Here is a 22,689-nt window from a genome sequence, read left to right on the forward strand (position 1 = left end):
AAGACTGGCTATCAGCATATTCATCAATAGGTTTGTCTTGTTTAGACGGCAGGGGGAGCGATATGTTACAGTCGAAAAAACAAAAGCCCTTAGCTTTTGGCTAAAGGCTTTTGCGGCTATCAAAATGACGCTGTTTAGGCAGTCAGGTATTTATTAAGGTGTGCAAACAACACAATATCCAAACCGTAAACGTCCGGGCGAAATTGCAGGGTACCTGTATTGTCCATCCAGCAGGTAGCATAGGTTAGATACACAGGCATCTTTTTAGGCAAACTCAAATCTGTAGCTTTAGGATCTTCGCTGCTTTCCATTTCAGACTTAATAGTCTGAAATTTGTTGCCATCGCCAAAAAGGGCATGGGCTAAATCTAACGGACGTTCGACCCGTACACAACCATGGCTAACAGCACGCATTGATTGGTTAAACGCTTGTTTAGCCGGCGTATCGTGCAGGTAAACCGAGCTGCTGTTTTTAAACAAAAACTTAATTTTGCCCAAAGCATTGCCTTCTCCAGAGCGCTGTTTAAATGCGTAGTCATCTTTGTTGGCCGATGCCCAATCTATGGTTTCAGGATCATCCACAACTTTACCGCCTTTATATACATCAATATTATTGTTAGCTAAGTAATATGGGTCACTTGCTGCTTTCACCATGATTTCTTTACTTGCTATACTTTGCGGAATGTTCCAGATAGGGTTAACTTGTACTGAATAAATCATGCTATTAAGCTGCGGTGTTTCGCGCGAAAAAGGGCGATCTACTTTATCCCTTTCGTCGTACTCTATCAGGTTATCTGTACGGTCAATGTTACGGCCTTCGCCAACGCAAACTTTCATGTTCATCACCGATTTGCCATTCTCCATAACATCTAAACGGTAATCTGGAATATTAACAATTACATATTTAGCATCTGCAGGTTTATTTTTCCAGCGCAGGCGCTCCAAGTTTACCTTCAAAATACGGTCAGTCTCTTCGGGTGTTTTACCTGCTACCTGCGCATGGCTCATTAAAGCTTTTTGCATTGCAATATATTCTGGGCTTTTTGGCTGAACGCTATCTAAGAATTTTTTCATATCAGCGATAGCGAAAACCTTATTCATAGAGTTGCTATCTGGGCGTAACGTATTGGTGTAATAGCGGGCGTAAATTTTACGCGGACTAATTACGCCGTACTGTAAGGCATTGGTGTAGTCAATAAGCGAGTTGGCCAGCATTACTTCCAGCTCGGCCATGTTTTGGTAAGCTTCTTCAGTAGTTTTGATGGCATCTTTGCTATAAAACTTGTTTACCAGATTATTTACCTCGTCAGCTCTGAACATCTTGGGGTCAAGACCATGTTCGCCTGACTTTTTTAAATAGCTGGCTAGTGTTTTTAAGTCTTCGCCTTTCATGTGGTCTAAAACTAAAACCGGGTCATACTCGTTTTTTTCATAAAAGCTTGTAATTAGTGCCGGGTTACGCAGTTTGCTTTTTCTCTCGGCCAAAACTTTTTGAAACACCGGTGTAAAGCCTTCGGGAGTTACCTTATTAAATGCTTTATTTTTGTTTACACTGTAAATGGTTTGAGCCATGTCAGAACGCTTTTTGTGACAGCTCTGGAGCATCAGTATAAAAAAGGCGCTAAACGCTAACACAAGCGCAGGCCATTTCACTATTCGGTTAAGTGGAGTAGATGTTATCATAGGTATATTCAAAGTAGTGTGTAAAACATAAGCAATCACTGTACCATAACCACAAGTACTATAGCAGTTGGTACTTTACATTCGACTAATTATTCTTGCTTACGTTTAATGGCTTTATCTGTAATGGTAGATGGCGCCGGTTGTTTGGAATGTTGCTTGTCCTGACCAATGTAACGAAACTCAATGATACAACCTCTGTAGCTCACTTTATGCGGGTCTTGCGCTGATGGGCCTGATGATATGGCATTGCTATCTACTGCAAGGTAAATAGATTTTCCGTCTGGCGAAATTGCAGCATCCCTATACCTTACATCCCCTTTAAAATAGTTTATGGTATCGCCGGTTACCTGTGTACCTGTATTGTTCAGCTTTAAGCGGACGAGCTTACTGCCCTTTAAAGTGGGCAGCAAGAGTGAGTTTTTCCAACCTGGTATTGCATCAGCGGTGTAAACTGCAATACTACTTGGTGCCTCCGATGGCCACTCGGCGCCCTTTCGGCTGTTCTGTTTAATGTTGTTGAACAGGCCGGTTAAAAATGTATGGCTGTTGGGATATAGTGTTTTAATAGGGTTGCGGTAAAGTGCCAGGCCTATCATGGCTGCATTTTCTTTTTCATTAACTATTAATGGATAGGTGGTATGCCATTGGCCTGGTAATAATTGGTTTTCAGATACACTCGCGGCCAAACCATCGTAGTTGCCATCCGCATAACCTATTACCAGCGGATGACCATAGTTTTTACCTTTTTCAATAATATTTATTTCATCATCAGAGTAAGGGCCATGCTCGGACGAATAGATATAGCCCTTGCCGTTTACAACGGCATAAGCCAAACCTTGGGCATTGCGGTGGCCGTAGCTCCATACCGCGTTTTGGCGGCTTGAATTAAATGGGTTATCGTTCGGTATCCAGCGGTCATACTGCCCGGTGTCTGCATCGGCCTCTAAATTGAAGCGTAACAATTTTCCTTCATAGTAACGTGTGTCTTGCGCGTGATTTGGGCGACCGCCATTGTTGAACTGTCCGGCGCCTAAATCACCAACCGAATAGTATAAATAGTTTTGGCTTCCGGTTTGCGCAATAAGTAAACGACCGCCGTTGTGATCGTTACTGCCAGGTATACTATCACACAAAATCTCGGGGTTGGTAAGTTTTTGCTTTGAAGTGTTATAGCGGTACTTAACTAAACGGGTTATGAAATAACAACCGCCGCTGTTAACGGCGCAGCCGTCGCCGTCGGCATCTGCACCTTTAAACCGATAGATATAAGCTAAGTACACAAAAGGTTTGCCGGTTAAAAATTGCGGATGAAGGGTCATACCCATCAGGCCACCTTGTGGCCAGGGCTTGCCACCACTTGCTTTGTTTATCCGGTCGTACCGCGGAAAGTTGCGTTCGTTGTTTAAATCGAGCAGAATTTGCTTCTTACCATTGGCCGGGTTGATGCGACTCACCCGGTAGCCACGAGCCTCAGTTATCCATAAGTTATTATCTGGCCCGAAAATAACTGTCCACGGATCGCTCAATTTGTCGGCTACGATGCGGGCCGAAAATTTTTCGTGCATGGGGCCGCTGACGCTTTGCGCGTGAACGGTGGAAAACCCACTTATTAAAAATATTAAGAGCAAAAAGGAGTATCGCATAAATACACTACAAGCCAAATGCGTGGATGTTGTGACGCATTCTATAAGTTAGCTTATTTGTTACCTTTGCTCATATGGCAAACCTTTTACCCGAAGTATGGCTACGCGGCCCATTGCCTGAGGTGCCTGCCTTACTGCAACCCGTGGCACATGCATTGCTACAGGCTCGCGAAGAAATTAATGCTTTAATGGCTGATTTTGACGAAGAAATGCTTTGGACAAAGCCGGCTGAATTGGCTTCTGCAGGTTTTCATTTACAGCACTTAACCGGCGTATTAGATCGCCTGTTTACTTATGCCAGAGGGAAAATGCTTACGCCCGAACAGTTAAACGCACTGCATCAAGAGGGTAAGCCTCTGTCTGAAAGTGGTCAGGTACAAATACTGCTCAACAACTTTAACCGTCAGGTAGACTTGGCACTCGAACAATTGACAGCGGAAAATTCGGAAATTCTTACCGAAGTTAGAGGTGTGGGCCGTGCGCAAACACCTTCTACAGTGATAGGCTTGTATACCCATGCTGCCGAACATACCATGAGGCATGTAGGGCAACTATTGGTTACTGTAAAAATTTTACAGTCCGGGTTATATTAATATCGCCCGATAATTTTAGTGAGTTCCGAAAAATCATGAATGTGGTGGTCGGCTTGATTGTCGTTAAATTCGTTCTTTTTATCGTACAGTACAGTTGGTATACCTAAGGCTTTACCGGCTTCAATCTCGGATTCCGGGTCGTCGCCAATTACCAGTACCTCTTTGGGCTGGTAATGATACTTTTTCAAAATTTCTTCAAAAATTTCTTTCTTGGTATCCTCCGTTTTTTCCGGGTCGTTGATGCTGATATCTTTGAAATCACTTTCTAAATTTAACATGCGTACTTTGCTCTGCTGCATTTTGGTAAAACCCATGGTAACTAAAAATTTATCATGCGACAGGCTTCTCACTTCATCGTAGTCACCAAACGGCTCAATAGGCTTATCATAAGTGCTTTCGCGCAGTATATCAGCACCTTTTTTTGTTAACTCTTCGCTAAAGCCAAACTGGTCAGCAATTTTTTGCCATGCTTTTTTTGCCATCAGCTTTTTAATTTCGGGCAGTTTGTCTACGCCAAACTCATCTTTATGTTCGTCCAGCAGTTTATGCAAAGGCTCAAACAGCTCTGGGGTAATAGACGCTGTCGGGAAAATCGTATTGTCTAAATCAAGTATCAATGCTTTAATCATGTTAAACTAACAATAGCACTCCAATACAGTTTAAACTAACTTTATAAAACGGTAACTAAGGTGAGTAATAATTAAACAAGCTTATCACCTTTTATGGTACTAAGCAGAGAGCGGTGCACTTACCCTAATTCGATTTTAAAGTTTAAACTATACAAAACGAAATAGCCTGTTGCCGAAAACAAACAAATGCCTCCCAGTACCCACCACAGCAAGGCATATCCGTTATAAGCAATTAACTGGCTACCCAAAGTAGGAGCTAATATCTGCGCAGCAGACCAGGCCATGCTGTAAATACCAGCGTATTGTCCTGTATTCTCGCTATTACTGCGTGACAGCCAGAAGGTATTCATGAAAGGCATGCTAAGTATCTCACCCATTGTCACAAAAAATACAATGAGGTATGCTGTAGCTATACCCGCTGGCAGGAGGTTGGTTAGCGTAAAGCCGATACCTGTAACTAATACACCTGCAGCAATAAACATCAGCGGGTGCCTGCGCCCGTCCATTTTATGTACAAGCACCATTTCAATAACAATGATCAATAAGCCGTTTAATGACATCAGCCAGCCTATAAACGTCTCGCTGAAATGCCATTGCGTTTTGTAGAACACCGGCTGCATGGTAAAAAGCTGGAAAAAGCAAACAGCAAACAGTACGTTAAGCAGCGAAAACCAAAGGTAAATGCCATCTTTAAAGGCTGATGCTGCAGGCACTTTACTTTTTACTTTTTGCGCCAGCGATTTCACGGCCTCGGCCCTGGGCATCAACCTAAGTAATAATAAAGCCGAGAATAGGTTGGTAAAGCCATCAACCCAAAACAACAAATGGTAGTTGATAGAAGCCAGAAAGCCGCCTGCAGCACCGCCGCAAGCCCAGCCTAGGTTTACAGCCAAGCGGTTGAGCGAGTAGGAGCGGGTGCGATTGTCGGCGTTGCTATAATGCGCTACAGCGGTTGAGTTTGCTGGTCTAAAGGCGTCGTTACAGGCGCTTAAAGCAAATGAGACAGCGCATATCCACCAAAAATTTTCCTGAAAGCCTAATATTAGAAATAGTACACCACCGCTTAACAAAGCGCCGAGTTGTACATCATAAAACCCATATTTGTCGGTAATACGCCCACCCATGAAAGCGCCCACCAACGAACCTACACCAAACATCGACATAATAACACCTGCCTGCGCAATGCTGAAGTGCAGCTTTTGTGTGCAATAAATAGTCATGAATGGGATAACCATGGTGCCGCTTCTGTTAACCAATAGCACCAATGAAAGATACCAGCTATGCCTGGATAAGCCGCTGTAAGCATTTTTATATAGATGAATAATAGAAGCTAACATGAAAATTACCGTTTTAAATTTGAACCAATAATTGACCCGGCATTGCATAAACAAAAAACCACTGCCTTGGTGTAAAAGCAGTGGTTTTATTATCGACAATCTACCTGTGTAATCAGATACGGGTAATGTCGGCCCCTAATGCTTTCAATCTTTCGTCGATATGCTGATAGCCACGCTCAATCTGCTCAATATTGTAAATAGTAGACTCGCCTTGAGCTGATAGTGCGGCAATTAATAAAGAGACGCCTGCACGAATATCAGGCGATGTCATGGAGATACCACGCAATTGCATCTGTTTATCTAAACCAATCACCGTAGCGCGGTGCGGGTCGCACAAGATGATTTGGGCACCCATATCTAACAACTTATCTACAAAGAACAAGCGGCTTTCAAACATTTTTTGATGAATAAGCACCGAGCCCTTAGCTTGTGTGGCAACCACCAGCACAATGCTTAGCAGGTCAGGGGTAAAGCCCGGCCACGGCGCATCAGCAATGGTCATAATCGAACCGTCAATAAAAGTTTCTATTTCGTAATGGTCTTGTGCCGGTATAAAAATATCATCGCCACGTAGTTCTAATTTAATACCCAAACGTCTAAAAGTGTCTGGAATAATGCCCAGCTCTTTGTACTGTACATTTTTGATGGTAATTTCAGAACCCGTCATGGCAGCTAAACCAATGAAAGAACCGATCTCAATCATATCCGGCAGCATCCGGTGTTCGGTGCCGTGCAGCTCGGTTACCCCCTCAATGGTAAGCAAGTTAGAGCCGATGCCAGAAATTTTGGCACCCATACGGTTCAGCATTTTACAAAGCTGCTGCAAATAAGGTTCGCAGGCGGCGTTATATATGGTGGTTGTACCTTTAGCCAAAACAGCCGCCATTACAATATTTGCAGTACCAGTTACTGAGGCTTCGTCCAGCAATATGTACGTGCCTTTCAGATCAGAGGCATCTACGTTAAAAAATCCGTTCTCCGGGTTGTAGTTAAAGCGGGCACCTAACTTTTCGAAACCTAGGAAATGGGTATCTAAACGACGACGGCCAATTTTATCGCCGCCCGGTTTAGGGATCGAAGCTTTACCAAAACGGGCCAGCAGTGGGCCTACAATCATGATAGAGCCGCGTAAACTGCCACCTTTGGCTTTAAAAGCATCCGAGTTAAAGAAATCAAGGTCAATGTTAGCCGCCTCAAAAGTATAGGTATCGGCCGATAGCCGCTCCACCTGAACGCCCATATCGCCCAGTAGCTCAATCAGCTTATTTACATCTTTAATATCGGGTATATTACTGATGGTTATTTTTTCTTTGGTGAGTAATACCGCCGATAATATTTGCAGAGCCTCGTTTTTGGCACCCTGAGGTATAATTTCGCCTTTTAAACGTTTACCGCCCTTTATAACAAAAGCATTCTTCATAATGATTTACAATAGTGTTTAACAGACACTATGGCCTGTTAAGTTTCTGCAAAGATGTAAAGTTAATTGCAAAAAACTAAAATTGGTTTTAATGTAAAATACAATAAAGCAGCAAACGCCCAAATCCGGTACGGCCGGCGGGCGTATGTTGCTTTATTTTTATAAATGTTAAAGCTCTGAAGCCTAATATTTTCTTGAGCCGCCGTTGTTGCGGTTTTGATTATTGTTGCGGTTTTGCTGACCGCCACCATTGTTGCGATTTTGGTTATTATTATTACGGTTTTGCTGACCACCGCGATTATTGTTCTGGTTATTATTGCGCGGATTGTTGTTACGTGTGTTTTGTACAGGTGTACGTACATCTACCTTGTTGAGGTTGATGTTATCTTCCAGTTTTAATTCGCCGTTAGATAGTTCGCGCAAATCAGCCAGAATGCTTTCGTCTGTTACCGAGTCTTTGTTCCATTGCACATAAGCCATTTTCATAAAATTAGCAATGGCTTGCACCATGTGCTGTTTGCGGGCCGGCTCGTCAATGCTTTTAGCTTTGGCAATCATCATTTCGATAGTTTTACCGTAATGACGGTATTTTATGCGCTGATGAGGATAGCCTAAAGGCTCCGGCTTAATATGTATAGCCTCGGGCGTTGGTAAAGGGTAGGGCGCGTCAACATCAATCTTATAATCAGAAATGATGTGCAAATGGTCCCAAAGTTTATGTTTAAAGTCGGCAACGTCGCGCAGGTGTGGATTTAAAAAGCCCATCAGCTCAATCACAACGTTGGCATAACGGTTACGCTCTTCTTTAGTTGGGAGTGCCACAATATACTTAACCATGTTTTGAACATTGCGGCCGTATTCGGTAAGTAGTAATTTACTGCGGGTTGAGTTATAATCAAAAGTTCCAGGCGTATATTTTGTAGCCATGTAATAATCAGAATAAAAGTTTTTTTAAGCTAACTGCGCAATGTTATATTAAAATAAGAAAGTGCAGGTGCTGTAAAAGATAAGTTGTACTTGCTTGTACCTATGGGTAACGCAAATATATATTTATTTGTGTTATGTTACAGGAAAAAAATATGAAAACAGGAAATTTTTCCTGGAATATATTCCTGTATCAGTGAATTGCCGGGAACGAAATACCCTTAATATTACGGTATATCTCAACAGCATATAGGTCTGTCATGCCCGATACAAAATCGAGTACGCTTTGTATTCTGGAATATAAATCCTGCTTATCAGTGATAAACTGTTTGGGTATTAACTGTATTAGTTTTTTGTGGTAAGCCGAATTATTAATTAACACCGCCGGTATAAACTCTTCGAGCAAGCCTGCCATTACCTTGTAACCGGCCACTTCTATCTGCACTACCGATTGGTAGTTGTAAATTTTAGCCACAGATATTTTACTAATTTCTTTCCAAGGTGTTAAATATGGCTCTTCTAATGCATCAGTTAAACCCATATTAAAATTGCCGCTCAGGATAGCTTTTTGGTTGGCCATAAACAGTTGTGAACAAGCATTAATAAGGTTGTTGATGGCTTTTGCCCTCATGATGCTTACTTTGGCATCTTCGTCTTCAAACTCGTTTTCCAGCCAGCTACTCATGCGCGTGCTGTTGCAAATTGGCATCAGCAGCTCTTTTATTTTATCGTATGATAATATTTTTAAGCGATGTGCATCTTCCAAATCGATTATGTTGTAACAGATGTCATCAGCCGCTTCAACTAAATACACTAACGGATGGCGCTTGTAGATGAGCGGATTTTCGGATGACTTAATCAGCCCTAACTCTTCGGCAATGTATTGGAAGCTGTTTTGTTCCGACTGGAAAAAGCCATACTTTTTTTGATGTATATTGCCTTTTACGTGCCCGGCTACAGCAGCACATGGATACTTGACAATGGAGGCGAGCGTGGTATAAGTTAATGCAAAAGCACCGTTACCCTTACCAGTAAAGCCATGAGTAAGCAAACGAAAGGCATTGGCGTTACCTTCAAAATGGATTAAATCATGCCATTGCTGATCGGTCAGCTGGTTGCGGTATTGGGCACCGTCGCCATCGGTAAAGTAACGCGACAAGGCCGACTCGCCAGAGTGACCGAAGGCCGGGTTACCCATATCATGCGCCAGGCAGGCGGCGGCTACCATGTTACCTACCTCGCTAATGAGCGGCAGACGTTTATCTACCTCCGGGTCCTGCTTTTTGAGGTTGTTGTAAAATATAGTGCCTAACGAGCGGCCAACGCTGGCTACCTCCAGGCTATGGGTAAGGCGGTTGTGCACAAACACACTACCCGGCAGCGGGAAAACCTGCGTTTTATTTTGCAGCCTACGGAAAGGCGAAGAGAAAATAAGTCGGTCGTAATCTTTTTGAAACTGTGACCGTGCTTTGTCTTGATCCTGCGTTTCTGCGTTTTCAACACCCCAGCGTTTTGCCGATATCAGTTTTTCCCAATACATCATACGGTCGGCAAGTTACAATGAAAATAACGGATATAAAAAACGCCGTTAAAACGACCTCAGCTAAACATGTGTAAAGATTAACCAAGATCATTGTAACGGCGCTTTTATAGGCACTTATTAGGCACAGCAGTTATTTGCTCATTTCTGCATAGTGCTTGTAAAATAATGGAATAGTTTCGATGCCTTTATAGTAATTATAAACATCGTATTTTTCGTTAGGGGAGTGCAGTGCATCGCTGTCCAGCCCAAAACCCATTAACACTGTTTTGATGCCCAGTTCGGCTTCAAACAACGCTACAATAGGAATGCTGCCGCCACCACGGGTTGGTATAGGAGCTACGCCAAACGCTTCAGTAATTGCTTTTTGAGCAGCCTGGTAAGCCACGCTGTTGGTTGGCGTTACTACAGGCTCGCCGCCATGATGTGGCGTTACCTGTACTTTAACATATGGCGGTGCAATACGGGTAAAGTGCTCAGTAAATAACTGTGTAATTTTGTCCGATGTTTGGTTAGGTACCAAACGCATGGATATTTTGGCGTTGGCTTTTGATGGCAATACGGTTTTGGCGCCTTCACCAATGTAGCCGCTCCAAATACCGTTTACCTCAAGCGTTGGGCGGGTGCCGGTGCGTTCGAGGGTAGAGTAACCCTTTTCGCCCCAAACATCGGCAATGTCTAAGTCTTTCTTGTAGGCATCTTCATCATAAGGTGCCGCGTTTAATGCCTGACGCTCTTCGGCCGAAAGTTCGGCTACGTCATCATAAAAGCCAGGTATGGTAATATGATTGTTTTCATCGTGCAGCGAGGCAATCATTTTAGCCAGTATAGTGGCCGGGTTAGCTACGGCACCGCCATAAACACCTGAGTGTAAATCGCGATTAGGGCCAACCACCTCTACTTCAAGATATGATAAGCCACGAAGGCCTGTTTCGAGCGAGGGGGTTTCCATGCTCAGCATTGATGTGTCAGAAATCAATACAACGTCGGCTTTTAACCGCTCTTTGTTTTCTTTAACAAAAATGCCCAGATTGTTAGAGCCTACTTCTTCCTCACCTTCAATCATAAATTTGATGTTGCAGGGCAGGGTACTAGTACGCATCATTAACTCAAAAGCTTTTACGTGCATGTAAAACTGGCCTTTGTCGTCGCATGCACCGCGTGCATAAATTTTACCATCCCGAACGGTTGGTTCGAAAGGCGGCGTTTTCCATAATTCTAACGGATCGGCAGGTTGCACATCATAATGTCCATAAACCAATACTGTAGGTTTTGAGCTGTCAATAATTTTCTCGCCGTACACAATAGGATAGCCGGCTGTTGGGCAAACTTCTACATTATCTGCACCAGCCTCTCGTAGTTTATTAGCGGTGTATTCAGCTGTCTTCAACACATCCGCCTTATATTTAGGGTCGGCGCTTACCGATGGAAAGCGCAGCAGCTCAAAAAGCTCGTTTAGTAAACGTTCTTTATGATTTTCAATATACTGTTTAATCTCTTGCATATGCTTTACTGAAAAAGCAAATATAAAATATATAAGCAGGGTAGTAGTATTTATAAATCATCATGCGATATAAATAATCTATAAATGAAGCGCTTTAAAGTGCAAGAGCTGTTGTAGCAATAGCTGTTTCAACAAACACTTAGAGATATAAAAAAAATCCCCCGCAACCTAATGATTGCAGGGGAAAATATTTAATATTAAGGCAATTAAATTGCCGAAAATATCTATATATAACTTGTACTCTTAACCTATCGCTATGACTGATATCATTTTACTATATGCCGCCATCTGCGGATATCGGGTAAATCTTGTCTTGCCTAACGTTTGCTCTACTCAAAAAAGCTTTTGCTTCGGCAAGTTTAAGTGCTGAAAATTTACTTGTCCTATTGCTGTCCGCCTTTGTACGAAGATTATGAACAGGTTTTGTAAACGGTGTTCCGGATATAATCAATACAGCTACCGATGTTAAGAGTGTTTTCATGCAGGTATATATTAAATTTAATTACGGTTTTTTTGGACGATCAATGCCGCCGTCTGCAGGAATTGGAGGATTGTCAATAGTAGGTTCACCAGCAACTTTGGAAACTGTTGGTTTTACACCATTTTCTTTGGTGCAAGATGAGATAATTCCTGTTGAAATAAACAACGCTGCAATGTAAATAAATTTTTTCATAATATTTTGTTTTATAGTATCTTGTATGTGTTATATGAAGTAACACTACAAATATAATTAAGTTTTTTATACACCAAAAAAAAAATAAAAAAAAGTTTTGCCCAGTTTCGGTAGCTAATCTTTTTTATATTTATAATATTTGATGCAGAATACTTCTAAAAGCCTTTAATGAAGAAACTTATAACCTGTCTTATTTTAGTAATCTCAGCGATTAGTTCGTACGCAATAGGTGCGAATTATTATGGTAAGCAGGATACTACCGAGGTTATAGATTTAACAATACGAGGTTTCGATATGCGAATGACTGATCCCTCGCAGGCTTTAAAGTATGCTGATCGGGCACTCAACCTCGCAAAGAAATTAGGATATGAAAAAGGTGAAGCTGACGCACTTCGGCTTCGCGGCTTAGCTGAAAGTTATTTAGGAAACTCTCAAAAGGCGATAGAAAGTTTTTCGTTTGCGTTAGATGTATACAAAAATCTCTTTAATGTACTTGGAGAAGTGAGGATATATCTAAACATCAGTTCTTTATATCAAAATGTGGATTATGATCAATGTATAAGTTATTTAGACTCTGCTATGAACTTATATCATAGCCGTCGGCTTGATAACAAAACTATATTGGCTTCCATTTATTTAAATTACGGAAACGTTTACCAGCTACAAAAAAGCTATACAAAATCTTTTGTGAACTATCACAAGAGTTATGATATCATCAAAGAGTTGAACGAGTCGGATCTCTTAGGTGTTGTTTTAACCAATTTAGGTATCATCGAGTCAATCACAGGGCACCCCGATAGAGCAAAAAGCTACCTTTATGACGCGCTCAAAACAGCGAAAGAGCATGAATATAATCAGCTTATTGCACAAATCAATCTAACGCTTGCTTCCATATTTACAGAGCAGAATGATTTTGATAAGGCTGAAAAAAGCCTGGAGGAAGGTAAAGCATACGCTGAGCTTATTGACAACGCGAGCATATTGCAGATTTACCGGATGAACTCGTACCGGCTCGAGTTAAAGCGCAAGAATTTTGAAAAGGCACTTCGTCATTTGCAGGACATTTACCGGATAGACAGTATACAATATAGCACCCGAAATTCTGCCGAATTAAGTCTATTTCAGGCAAACTACCGGAAAGATAAGTTAAGTCAGGAAAAAAACGCAATGCTGATGCGGCAGAAATATGATCGTAATAAGTTTATTAGCACTATTGTACTGGCCGCCTGTTTAATTGTGGTGATTTTATTATTGGTGAACAATGTAAAGCGGAAGGCAGAAACCAACAAAATGCTTACGGATCTGAATGCCGAAATATCTACACAAAAAGATAATCTCGACAAAATCAATCATTACCTGGAAGAGATTATTGATGATCGTACCAAAGACTTACAGTTGAAAAATAAAAAGCTCTCTGATTACTCATCGCACTTATCGCATCAAGTACGTGGCCCGATAGCTACCTTAAAAGGCTTAATGAATCTGGAACAAGAGGGGCTGGTAAGCCAAGAAGAATGTATTCAGCTTATGATAAAATGTGTATCAGAAATCGATGACAAGATTTTAGATATGAGCGATATGTTACACAATCCAGAACGCAGCAACCTATAATAAGGTACTGCGAACGGAATATAAATTTACGCTATTTTAAGCATTGGTAGGTTTGAGTGTATCTTTGCTTCTAATAAGCCCAAATACATGCAATACCAGGCAACCATCTGTAGAATTAGTAATTTGCGGTGCTTTTGATAGCCTTGAGTTTCAAACGCAAGTTTCTTATTACCATCGGTCACAAAAAACGTGATCTCCCCTTTTTTTGGCCTGAACTTAGATTTAAGTAAATCAATCACTTTAACTTTAAGTTTCGTATCAGGATCGTGGATAGTGCCCAGCTTTTGGTTCGTATCCGTCGAAGTTGATAACAGGTAATTTGTCATAGTAGGTAGCGTATTGTTGCAACCATTTCTTGCAATTATTACTCCAAATGTGGGTAAATCATGCCAAAGGGAGCAAAAAAGTGATAATGTTGTTTAGTGATAAATTAAATTAACCTATCGTTTAAAGGTGTGCCATAACTTACAAAATATTCGGTTTAAGTATACCAATTTTAAAACAGAAGTGTAAGTTATAGCAAACAACAATGCCGTTTACATTGATGCGGCAACCATCTTGCGGTTGTGCAACTCTTCGTAAAGCTCAATCACTTTGCGTTGTAAATCGGCTATCTCTGCCTCACGCGCGTTCAGCTTTTTCTGTGCTGCGCTCATGCTTGAGTATTGTTTTTCGCTTTCGGTAAGCCCTAAGCCCAACAACTGAACTACAGTAATTTCGTAAATGTTGGCAATCTGCTCCAGGCGTGAAAGATTTACATCAGTAATACCGGTTTCAATTTTAGAAAAGGCAGGGATAGAAATGCCCAAACGGTTTGCTACATCTTCTTGGCTCCAGCCACGCTGATGACGTAATGTGCGAATATTATTTCCTACTGAGTTAACGGCTTTGTTGTTGATTAACGGGCTCATTTTAATTAGTGAATATATGTAAGAGTGTAACTTACCTATTGCAATTCAAAGTATATGCCACCAACACAAAAGGTCGTTTTTAACGTTAAAATAAGGTTTTTTTGTACCTTATAGTTAAAAATAGGGGATAAGATTCCTCATAAAGAGCAAAAAAACATGGCTGTTAATTGCTCAAACTGGGAAATTATTTACTCGTAATTTAATCTTTAATACAAGTGTCTATTAACCGCAACGCCATTCTGAACAGAATGGCGTTGCTTATAGGTTAATGAATTTTAATGATATGACTTACAATTCCACAATTCGAAGTTTGGCAAATTTTAGGAGTAATTGCTTTTGGCCAATTTCTTTAAAAAATATGGTGGCTTTAACGTCTGGTTTATTTCCTTCCAAATTCACCACTTTGCCGAAACCGAAGCGCTCATGTTCTACTTCCATCCCAACTTGCAGTTTGGAGGTGTCAGAAGGTGAAAAGCCGGCAGTTGGCACATGTGCCTTAGCGAGTAATGAAGTAGTTTTAACCGTTGTTGGCGGTTTTGGCTTCGAGAACGTATCTGTGTTGCGGCTCCAGGCTTTACGGTCATCGTCAAAAAACGGATTACCGGTTTGTGATTTGGCTTTAAAATCAAGTTCCAGATATTGCGCGTCAATCTCGTCGAGAAAACGGCTCGGCTCGCAGTTAATTAGCGTACCAAATTTAAACCTTGAGGTGGCGTAACTGATGGTGAGCTTGTTTTCGGCGCGGGTTACAGCCACGTAAAATAAACGACGTTCTTCTTCTAGATCGGTGCGCGAGTTGAGCGACATCTGCGACGGGAACAGGTTTTCTTCTAGGCCTACCACAAACACATGCGGAAACTCCAATCCTTTAGAGGAGTGTATGGTCATCAGTGATACTGTCTCGGCGTTTGGGTTTTTGTCGTTATCATCATTAGTGAGCAGCGCCACGTCCTGCATAAACACGTCCAAGCCACGATCTTCAATATCTTCACGTTCAGAAAATTCTTTAATACCGTTCAGTAACTCTTGAATATTTTCATAACGGTTAAGACCTTCTACCGATTTGTCTTCATACAAGTCTTTCAACAAGCCAGAATGCTGCGCAATGTGCAGCGCCGCATCATAAGCCGACTGGTTTTTCGCCAGCACCTGGAAGCTTTGGATCATGGTAGAAAACGTGGCCACACTGCCGGCGCTGCGGCCGTCCAAATATTTGCTGGGCTCAATAATTACTTCCCAAAGAGATATGTTATTCTGCCCGGCACTTAATATAATGCGGTCAACCGTGGTATCGCCTATGCCCCGGCGCGGGTAATTGATAACGCGTTTTAAAGCCTCCTCGTCATTAGGGTTAAAGGTGAGCCTGAAATAGGCAATTAAATCCTTAATCTCTTTACGCTGATAGAAGGACAAGCCACCGTATATTTTATACGGAATATTCAGCTTGCGCAAAGCCTCCTCCATTGAGCGCGACTGGGCGTTGGTGCGGTATAAGATGGCAAAGTCGCTCCATTTAAGGCCTCTGGTGGTGCGCTCCTGCATAATGGTTTCGGCAACAGTTTTGCCTTCTTCATTATCGCTAAAAGCACGGATTACTTTAATTTTATCGCCGTGGTCTTTTTCTGAAAATACATTCTTTTTAAGCTGTTCCTTGTTATTGGAGATGATGCTGTTAGCAACATTTACAATATTTTGGGTAGAGCGATAGTTTTGTTCAAGCTTATATACTTTCAGGTCAGGGTAATCTTTCTCAAAGTTTAAGATGTTCTGGATGTTGGCTCCACGAAACGCATAGATACTTTGTGCATCATCACCCACTACGCATAGGTTTTCGTTAATGGCGGCCAGTTTTTTTACAATCAGGTACTGCGAAAAGTTAGTGTCCTGATACTCATCCACCATCAGGTATTTAAACTTGTTCTGATATTTGTAAAGTACATCTGGAAAGTTTTTTAATAATTCGTTGGTTTTAAACAGCAAATCGTCAAAATCCATCGCACCGGCACGGTAACAACGGGTGGCATACATTTCGTAAACTTTACCTAAATGGCCGCGGCCGTTCGAAAAATCGTCGGCTTGTATCTGGTCATTTTTCTGATATTCCTGCCATGATACTAAATTGTTTTTAGCGGCCGATATGCGGTTATACACATAGTTGGGGTTATATAACTTATCATCCAGGTTCATTTCTTTTAACACGGCACGCAGCACACTTTTGCTGTCGTCGGTATCATAAATGGTAAAGTTGCTGGTATAACCTAATTTGCTGGCTTCTACACGTAGTATTTTGGCAAACACCGAGTGAAAGGTACCCATCCATATATTTTTAGCCTCAGCACCTACTACCTTACTAATACGTTCGCGCATCTCTTTGGCTGCCTTATTAGTAAATGTGAGTACCAGTATATTAAAAGGGTCAACGCCTTTATGTATAAGGTGCGCTACCCGGTAAGTAATTACCCTGGTTTTGCCCGACCCGGCACCGGCTATAATCATCACAGGGCCTTCTGTTTGCTCTGCGGCAGCTCGTTGCTGCGGATTTAATCCCTGTAAGTAATCCAAAATATTCTCCTCTTTTCTTAAACGCGAAATTAAAGTTTTAGGGCGAAAGCGGGAAAATAATAATGCCAATATCGTTAGCAAATTAACCTATTAAACACAAAAGCGGAAATCTATCTGATGAATCATCATCTACAAATCGAGCAGTCTTTTAATCATTTGCTGAGGGTTGTGCAAAAAGTTATGGTACGATTGATAAAGCTCCGTTTGTTCATAATTTCGCTTGGCTATACCTTGCTCAGTAAACTCGTAGATGGTAGCAAAAGGGTAAGCCAGTATGATAGGTGAGTGTGTAGCAATAAGAAATTGCGATCGTAAACCAGCCAGCTCATGCATGCGTAACAGCATAGCCATTTGTTTGGCCGGCGAAAGGGCCGCCTCGGGCTCATCTAGGATGTATAAACCATTACCTCCAAAACGGTGACTAAACAGTGCCCAAAAAGATTCGCCATGCGATTGCTGATGCAACGATACGCCTCCGTAAGAATTGATGATGGAACTTGTTTGTACATCAGTTTCTTCATCATAATCCAGCCTTTCAATCTCGGTGGCTACGTTAAAAAAGCTTTCGCTTCGCAAAAAGTAACCGTCGGTATGCCTGTGCGTGCCTCTCGATATTGTAATGTGCCGGTGTAGCGGCGAATGCGACTCGCGTGTGCCGAAATTGAAATTCATGGAACCGCCCTCGGGGTTAAAGCCACAGGCTACGGCAATGGCTTCGAGCATAGTGGATTTACCTGAGCCGTTCTCGCCTACAAAATACGTTACCTGCGGATTAATGCTGATTTGATTGGTATTGATAAAGAAAGGGAGGTTGAACGGATAGGCATTCAAGTCGACATCTTTTTTATTAAAGTAGATATCCTTCAGTTCTCCTTTGGCTGCCATAGTAGATAAGCTATTATGGTAAAATTATGAAAGTTAAGGTAAAATAAGTGTGGGTTATAAAACTATGATTGGTTAAATTTAAAAACCAATAGTTAATAACACGGTTGTTTCTACAGACACTAATAAAAGAAAAGTTATGAGCACGCAACAGAAATATGCATTAATTACAGGCGGTACCAGCGGTATTGGATATGAGTTATCTAAGTTATTTGCACGCGACGGTTACAACCTGGTGTTAGTGAGCCGGAGCGACGAGCGCCTGGAAGAAGTGGCCCGCGAGTTTGAGCAGCAGTACAATGTAGAAGTAAAAACCATTGCCAAAGACTTGTTTAAACCTGGTGTGGCCAAAGAAATATATGAGCAAACCTCTCAATGGGGACTAACTATTAACGCCCTAATTAATAATGCCGGACAGGCTGGATATGGAGCTTTTGTAGAAACGGATCTGGACAGGGATATTGACCTTATCCATCTGGATATTATTGCGTTGGTGAGCCTCACTAAACATTATCTAAAAGAGATGGTGGCCCGCAACGAAGGTAAGATTCTTAATGTTGCCTCATCGTTGGCTGTAACGCCTACGCCTTTGATGGCGGTGTATGGTGCGGCGAAGGCTTTCGTATTATCATTTACTGAAGCGGTTATCCAGGAAGTTAAAGACACTAACGTTTCGCTTACGGTTTTGCTGCCCAACGCTACCGATACCGACTTTTTTCATAAAGCCAAAGCTATAGATACGGTAGCTTATAAAAAGATGACCTTTTATAAGCCCGAAGAAGTAGCCGCTGCTGCTTATGAAAGTTTGCAGGCCGGCGATGCCAAAGTGGAGCCGGGCATTATTAATAAAGTAAATAATTTTTTTAACCGCGTAGTGCCCGATGGTTTGGCTGCAAAAGTAACCAGCGGTATTACAGCACCAAGCACCAGTGGCAAGCAGCATACCGACCATGCGGCATCAGCCGAGGAGCGGGCTACAATAAACAACCAAACCGGAAATAAAGAGGGTGATTTTACCTCACACCAGGGCCATCAGCACGAAGACTAGTTTTTATTTTTTAAAATTGCAGTGCCGTATTGCATTAATTGCAATACGGCATTGTTATGCTTGCAAAGGTATGCCAAAAGCCACATTTAACCCTGTAGCCATCACCCGCTAAACAACCTGACATGAATCGTCTTGCCCAATCCACATCGCCCTATTTACTACAACACGCCAATAACCCGGTTGACTGGTACCCTTGGGGTGCCGAGGCGCTTCAAAAAGCTCGTGACGAAAATAAGCTGATCATTGTAAGCATTGGATATTCGGCCTGCCATTGGTGCCACGTAATGGAGCACGAGAGTTTCGAGGATGAGCAGGTAGCCGCCCTGATGAATGAGCATTTCATCTGTATTAAGGTAGACCGCGAAGAACGCCCCGATGTTGACCAAATTTACATGAGTGCCGTACAACTCATGACCAACCGTGGCGGCTGGCCGCTTAACTGCATATGCCTGCCCGACCAGCGCCCCATTTATGGAGGTACTTATTACCCCAAACACGATTGGTTAAATATATTGATGAGCCTGGCCGATTTTTATACTAACCGGCCCGACGAAGCAGTTGATTATGCCGTGCGCCTGACCGAAGGCGTGCAGCAATTTGAGTCGGTTGATTTGGTAACAGAACAGCCCAATTACTCAGCTGATGATTTACATACCATTGTAAAAAACTGGCGCAAGTATTTAGATGCTAACGAAGGAGGTACAGGCCATGCGCCTAAATTTCCGATGCCTAATAACTGGCTGTTTTTAATGCGTTACGCGCACTTATTTAACGACGAAGGTATCGCATCCCTTACTAAACTGACGCTGCATAAAATGGCCTTCGGCGGTATATACGATCACATTGGCGGGGGCTTTGCACGTTACTCGGTTGATGGACGCTGGCATGTGCCGCACTTCGAGAAAATGCTGTATGACAATGCACAGTTGGTTGGCTTATATGCCGAGGCTTATATATGGAATGCCGATCCTATATATCAACATACCGTTGCCGAAACCATTGCCTTTGTACAGCGCGAATTGACAGCGCCCATTGGTGGCTTTTATGCTGCACTGGATGCCGACAGCGAAGGCGTAGAGGGTAAGTTTTATACCTTCACCAAAACGGAGGTTGTAGCTATTTTAGGAAACGATGCCGACTTGTTTTGTATTTATTACAACATCACACCAGATGGCAATTGGGAAGAAGAGCAGACTAATGTTTTGTTCAGAAAAGAGCACGATGTAACATTGGCCGCCCAGTTAGGCATGCCGGTTGAAGCCTTGCGAACCGCCGTCCAGGCCGCTAAAAACAAACTTTTTGACGTGCGAAGTAAGCGTGTAAGGCCGGGACTCGATAATAAAATACTTGCCTCATGGAACGGGCTGATGTTAAAAGGCCTGGCCGAAGCATACCGTACCTTTAATGAGCCATCGTACCTTAGTTTGGCTTTAAACAATGCAATGTTCATCACTCAAAATTTGATTGGTGCTAACCATCGGCTTACAAGGATTTATAAAACCGGAGGAACAGCACAACCTATTTCCTTTTTAGATGACTATGCTAACGTAATTGACGGGTTCAGTGCCTTGTATGAGGTTACCTTTGACATACAATGGCTGCATTTGGCGGCAAAGCTTACCGATAACGCCATCGCTTATTACTACAATGAGGCGGAGGGTATGTTTTTTTACACTGCGGCCGACGACGAACAGCTCATTGCCCGTAAAACTGAAATCATGGATGGGGTTATTTCATCTTCCAATTCAGTAATGGCGCGTAACCTTAAAAAGCTGTCGTTATTATTAGGTAATACGCAGTATGAAGCCATATCAGCGCAGCTGCTGCGTAATGTGATGCCTTACATGGCCAAATATGGTTCTTCTTATGCTAACTGGGCGCTATTACTGCTCGAAGAAGTTAAAGGTGTTTATGAAGTGGCTGTTACCGGAAGCAGCGCAGAGGCTTTGCGACGCGAGGTAGAGCAAAACTATATTCCAAACAAAATTATGTTGGGCGGTAATCAAGAAAACTTACCTTTACTGCAAAACCGGATATCAGAGCAAAACCGCATTTTTATATGTAAAAATAAAACCTGCGGTTTGCCGGCGTACACCGTACAGGATGCTTTAAAACAAATAGAGCCATCCTGAGCTTATTACTTAAATTAAAACGCTAATGAAAATCGAATCACAACACGTCGTATCATTAACCTACGATTTGTATGTTAAACAGGAAGACGGTAACGAAGCTTTGGTTGAGAGTGCAACCCAGGAGCAGCCATTAACCTTTTTATATGGCGCAGGCCAAATGCTGCCTAAGTTTGAAGAGCACTTAAGCACACTATCAACTGGGGATAATTTTGACTTTAAACTGAGCCCTGAAGATGCTTACGGAGAGTTAAATGAAGAGGCTGTGGCCAACCTGCCTAAAGAAATGTTTGATGGTACAGATATGCCCGAAGTAGGTGCTATTTTACCACTGCAAGATAACCAGGGCAACCGTTTCCAGGGCCAGGTAGTATCTGTAGTTGAAGATGCTATAATTGTAGATCTAAACCACCCTATGGCTGGTCAAGAACTGCATTTTAAAGGACAGATTATCAACGTGCGCCCGGCAAACCCTGAGGAGTTATCTCATGGTCATGCCCATGGTCCGGATGGACACCACGATCATTAAGCAAATGATTATATCATCAAAATGGCTACCCGGTTTGGGTAGCCATTTTGGTTTAAAGCCTTACCATATCAGATTTGTAAAACTGGCAGGGTATAATGATGCGGATGCTCACCGGATTGCCGTTAAGCTTGGCCGGAATGAAAATTTTATCTTCGTCTTTAATGAGTTTCAGGTTAAGGCTAAGCACAACGTCATTAACATCTAACGCCGAATAGGCAGAATGTACTCTAAATTTAAATTCGGCCAAACGCCCGCCGGGGCTTACTAATAATTCGATAGTCGTTTTATAGCTTTCATTGCTTAGATTCCTCAATTCTTCGGGCAGCCTAATCAGATTTACATAATTTAAGTAGCCGTAATAACGCCCACCTATGCGTGCTGGCCTGCTAAAAGTGTAATCCGTTTTTAACGAGTCATCAACAATATATCTTACTCCATCGGCACTATTTTCGGGCGCCTCAAACAGCAGCGTTTTAGTAGTGTAATTGTAGCGCTGGCTGGGCTGGTTGTGCTTATCAAAAAAAGTCCAAGTGCCAATTTTCTTGTTCTGGTCATAGTTACCCACCGCCAGCAATTTTTTGTTTAAATAAGCCGTGTACTGGCCTTGCATAATCGTATCGTTACTTTTCAGCACATGGTATTTTTCGGTTACCTCAGGTGTAAGGCGCCGGGTACGTTCCGCAATGTCTTGTGCAAAGCTGTTTAGTGAGGCCGATAAGGTAAGTAAAAGTATAATAATATATTTCACGCTGATATAAAAAATAGGTTGTTGGTTTCTAACAAAGTAATGTAACAAAAATATGTATTAATTAAACTATCAAAACAATAAACAGTTTAAAGACCGGTCAAAGTTATTTTAATCTTAAACCGGTCTTTAATTGTAACAAGTTTGATTTGCTAAGCTTTGTATTATATTTATTACCGGAACACACCTAAATAAGCTGCGCCAAATATTTAGTTTTGGTAGGTCGCCTAACCAGTACAGATCACAAACATTCCGTCTGGCAACTTGCAGACGTAAACCAGAGTAACTTTGCGGTTATACCGCTATTAACCTAAAAACTTTATTAAG

Annotated in this window: 20 protein-coding genes; 5 read left to right on the forward strand and 15 right to left on the reverse strand. The window is 42.1% G+C overall.

Annotation, left to right across the window (positions count from 1 at the left end):
• Nucleotides 1–134: 134 nt before the first annotated feature.
• Both AAGR14_RS09020 and AAGR14_RS09025 read right to left on the reverse strand, forming a co-directional pair.
• A complete protein-coding gene (locus AAGR14_RS09020) occupies nt 135–1,571 on the reverse strand; it encodes a L,D-transpeptidase family protein (protein WP_342648259.1) in 1,437 nt (478 codons plus the stop codon).
• A gap of 200 nt (nt 1,572–1,771) precedes the next feature.
• On the reverse strand, nt 1,772–3,247 hold the full coding sequence (locus tag AAGR14_RS09025) for a PQQ-dependent sugar dehydrogenase (RefSeq protein WP_342648260.1): 1,476 nt from the start codon (nt 3,245–3,247) through the stop codon (nt 1,772–1,774).
• 152 nt (nt 3,248–3,399) lie between these two features.
• On the opposite strand from AAGR14_RS09025, the gene AAGR14_RS09030 reads away from it, so the two are divergent.
• Nucleotides 3,400–3,918, forward strand: a complete 519-nt coding sequence (locus tag AAGR14_RS09030) for a DinB family protein (protein WP_342648261.1) — start codon at nt 3,400–3,402, stop codon at nt 3,916–3,918.
• Here the strand turns inward: AAGR14_RS09030 and AAGR14_RS09035 are convergent.
• From AAGR14_RS09035 to AAGR14_RS09070, 8 genes are all read right to left on the reverse strand, one after another.
• Nucleotides 3,915–4,547 carry an HAD family hydrolase gene (locus AAGR14_RS09035; protein WP_342648262.1) on the reverse strand — a complete coding sequence of 211 codons (633 nt, stop codon included), beginning with the start codon at nt 4,545–4,547 and terminating at the stop codon, nt 3,915–3,917. The genes AAGR14_RS09030 and AAGR14_RS09035 overlap by 4 nt on opposite strands.
• A 119-nt stretch (nt 4,548–4,666) precedes the next feature.
• Complete coding sequence (locus AAGR14_RS09040; protein ID WP_342648263.1) at nt 4,667–5,884, reverse strand: MFS transporter; 1,218 nt, start codon at nt 5,882–5,884, stop codon at nt 4,667–4,669.
• Nucleotides 5,885–5,996: 112 nt separating this feature from the next.
• The gene (gene murA / locus AAGR14_RS09045; protein WP_342648264.1) at nt 5,997–7,304 is read right to left on the reverse strand and encodes a UDP-N-acetylglucosamine 1-carboxyvinyltransferase; all 1,308 of its coding nucleotides are present in this window, start codon (nt 7,302–7,304) and stop codon (nt 5,997–5,999) included.
• Between the two features lie 183 nt (nt 7,305–7,487).
• Nucleotides 7,488–8,231 (reverse strand): DUF4290 domain-containing protein, encoded by a 744-nt coding sequence (locus AAGR14_RS09050; protein ID WP_342648265.1) that lies wholly within the window; start codon nt 8,229–8,231, stop codon nt 7,488–7,490.
• A gap of 190 nt (nt 8,232–8,421) precedes the next feature.
• Nucleotides 8,422–9,768 (reverse strand): deoxyguanosinetriphosphate triphosphohydrolase, encoded by a 1,347-nt coding sequence (locus AAGR14_RS09055; RefSeq protein WP_342648690.1) that lies wholly within the window; start codon nt 9,766–9,768, stop codon nt 8,422–8,424.
• Between the two features lie 133 nt (nt 9,769–9,901).
• A complete protein-coding gene (locus tag AAGR14_RS09060; protein WP_342648266.1) occupies nt 9,902–11,272 on the reverse strand; it encodes a dipeptidase in 1,371 nt (456 codons plus the stop codon).
• 274 nt (nt 11,273–11,546) lie between these two features.
• A complete protein-coding gene (locus AAGR14_RS09065; protein WP_342648267.1) occupies nt 11,547–11,753 on the reverse strand; it encodes a hypothetical protein in 207 nt (68 codons plus the stop codon).
• Nucleotides 11,754–11,774: 21 nt separating this feature from the next.
• Complete coding sequence (locus AAGR14_RS09070; RefSeq protein WP_342648268.1) at nt 11,775–11,945, reverse strand: hypothetical protein; 171 nt, start codon at nt 11,943–11,945, stop codon at nt 11,775–11,777.
• 168 nt (nt 11,946–12,113) lie between these two features.
• Here AAGR14_RS09070 and AAGR14_RS09075 point away from each other — a divergent pair, with 168 nt between their 5' ends.
• Complete coding sequence (locus AAGR14_RS09075) at nt 12,114–13,556, forward strand: tetratricopeptide repeat protein (protein ID WP_342648269.1); 1,443 nt, start codon at nt 12,114–12,116, stop codon at nt 13,554–13,556.
• A gap of 26 nt (nt 13,557–13,582) precedes the next feature.
• Here AAGR14_RS09075 and AAGR14_RS09080 read toward each other — a convergent pair whose 3' ends face one another.
• The 4 genes from AAGR14_RS09080 to AAGR14_RS09095 all read right to left on the reverse strand — a co-directional run bounded on the left by AAGR14_RS09080 (nt 13,583) and on the right by AAGR14_RS09095 (nt 17,914).
• Complete coding sequence (locus AAGR14_RS09080; protein ID WP_342648270.1) at nt 13,583–13,882, reverse strand: hypothetical protein; 300 nt, start codon at nt 13,880–13,882, stop codon at nt 13,583–13,585.
• A gap of 210 nt (nt 13,883–14,092) precedes the next feature.
• Nucleotides 14,093–14,467 carry a helix-turn-helix transcriptional regulator gene (locus tag AAGR14_RS09085; protein WP_342648271.1) on the reverse strand — a complete coding sequence of 125 codons (375 nt, stop codon included), beginning with the start codon at nt 14,465–14,467 and terminating at the stop codon, nt 14,093–14,095.
• Nucleotides 14,468–14,755: 288 nt separating this feature from the next.
• Nucleotides 14,756–17,029 (reverse strand): UvrD-helicase domain-containing protein, encoded by a 2,274-nt coding sequence (locus AAGR14_RS09090; RefSeq protein WP_342648691.1) that lies wholly within the window; start codon nt 17,027–17,029, stop codon nt 14,756–14,758.
• Between the two features lie 129 nt (nt 17,030–17,158).
• On the reverse strand, nt 17,159–17,914 hold the full coding sequence (locus tag AAGR14_RS09095; protein WP_342648272.1) for an AAA family ATPase: 756 nt from the start codon (nt 17,912–17,914) through the stop codon (nt 17,159–17,161).
• 136 nt (nt 17,915–18,050) lie between these two features.
• Between AAGR14_RS09095 and AAGR14_RS09100 the strand changes: the two genes are divergently transcribed.
• From AAGR14_RS09100 to AAGR14_RS09110, 3 genes are all read left to right on the forward strand, one after another.
• Entirely contained in the window at nt 18,051–18,959 is a 909-nt protein-coding gene (locus tag AAGR14_RS09100) for an SDR family oxidoreductase (RefSeq protein ID WP_342648273.1), read from the forward strand.
• A 122-nt stretch (nt 18,960–19,081) separates the two neighbouring features.
• A complete protein-coding gene (locus tag AAGR14_RS09105) occupies nt 19,082–21,091 on the forward strand; it encodes a thioredoxin domain-containing protein (protein ID WP_342648274.1) in 2,010 nt (669 codons plus the stop codon).
• Nucleotides 21,092–21,116: 25 nt separating this feature from the next.
• Nucleotides 21,117–21,617 (forward strand): peptidylprolyl isomerase, encoded by a 501-nt coding sequence (locus AAGR14_RS09110; protein WP_342648275.1) that lies wholly within the window; start codon nt 21,117–21,119, stop codon nt 21,615–21,617.
• A gap of 52 nt (nt 21,618–21,669) precedes the next feature.
• On the opposite strand, the gene AAGR14_RS09115 is transcribed toward AAGR14_RS09110, so the two are convergent.
• Complete coding sequence (locus AAGR14_RS09115; protein WP_342648276.1) at nt 21,670–22,365, reverse strand: hypothetical protein; 696 nt, start codon at nt 22,363–22,365, stop codon at nt 21,670–21,672.
• Nucleotides 22,366–22,689: the final 324 nt, after the last annotated feature.

The sequence above is a fragment of the Mucilaginibacter sp. CSA2-8R genome, from assembly GCF_038806765.1.
Taxonomy (GTDB): domain Bacteria; phylum Bacteroidota; class Bacteroidia; order Sphingobacteriales; family Sphingobacteriaceae; genus Mucilaginibacter.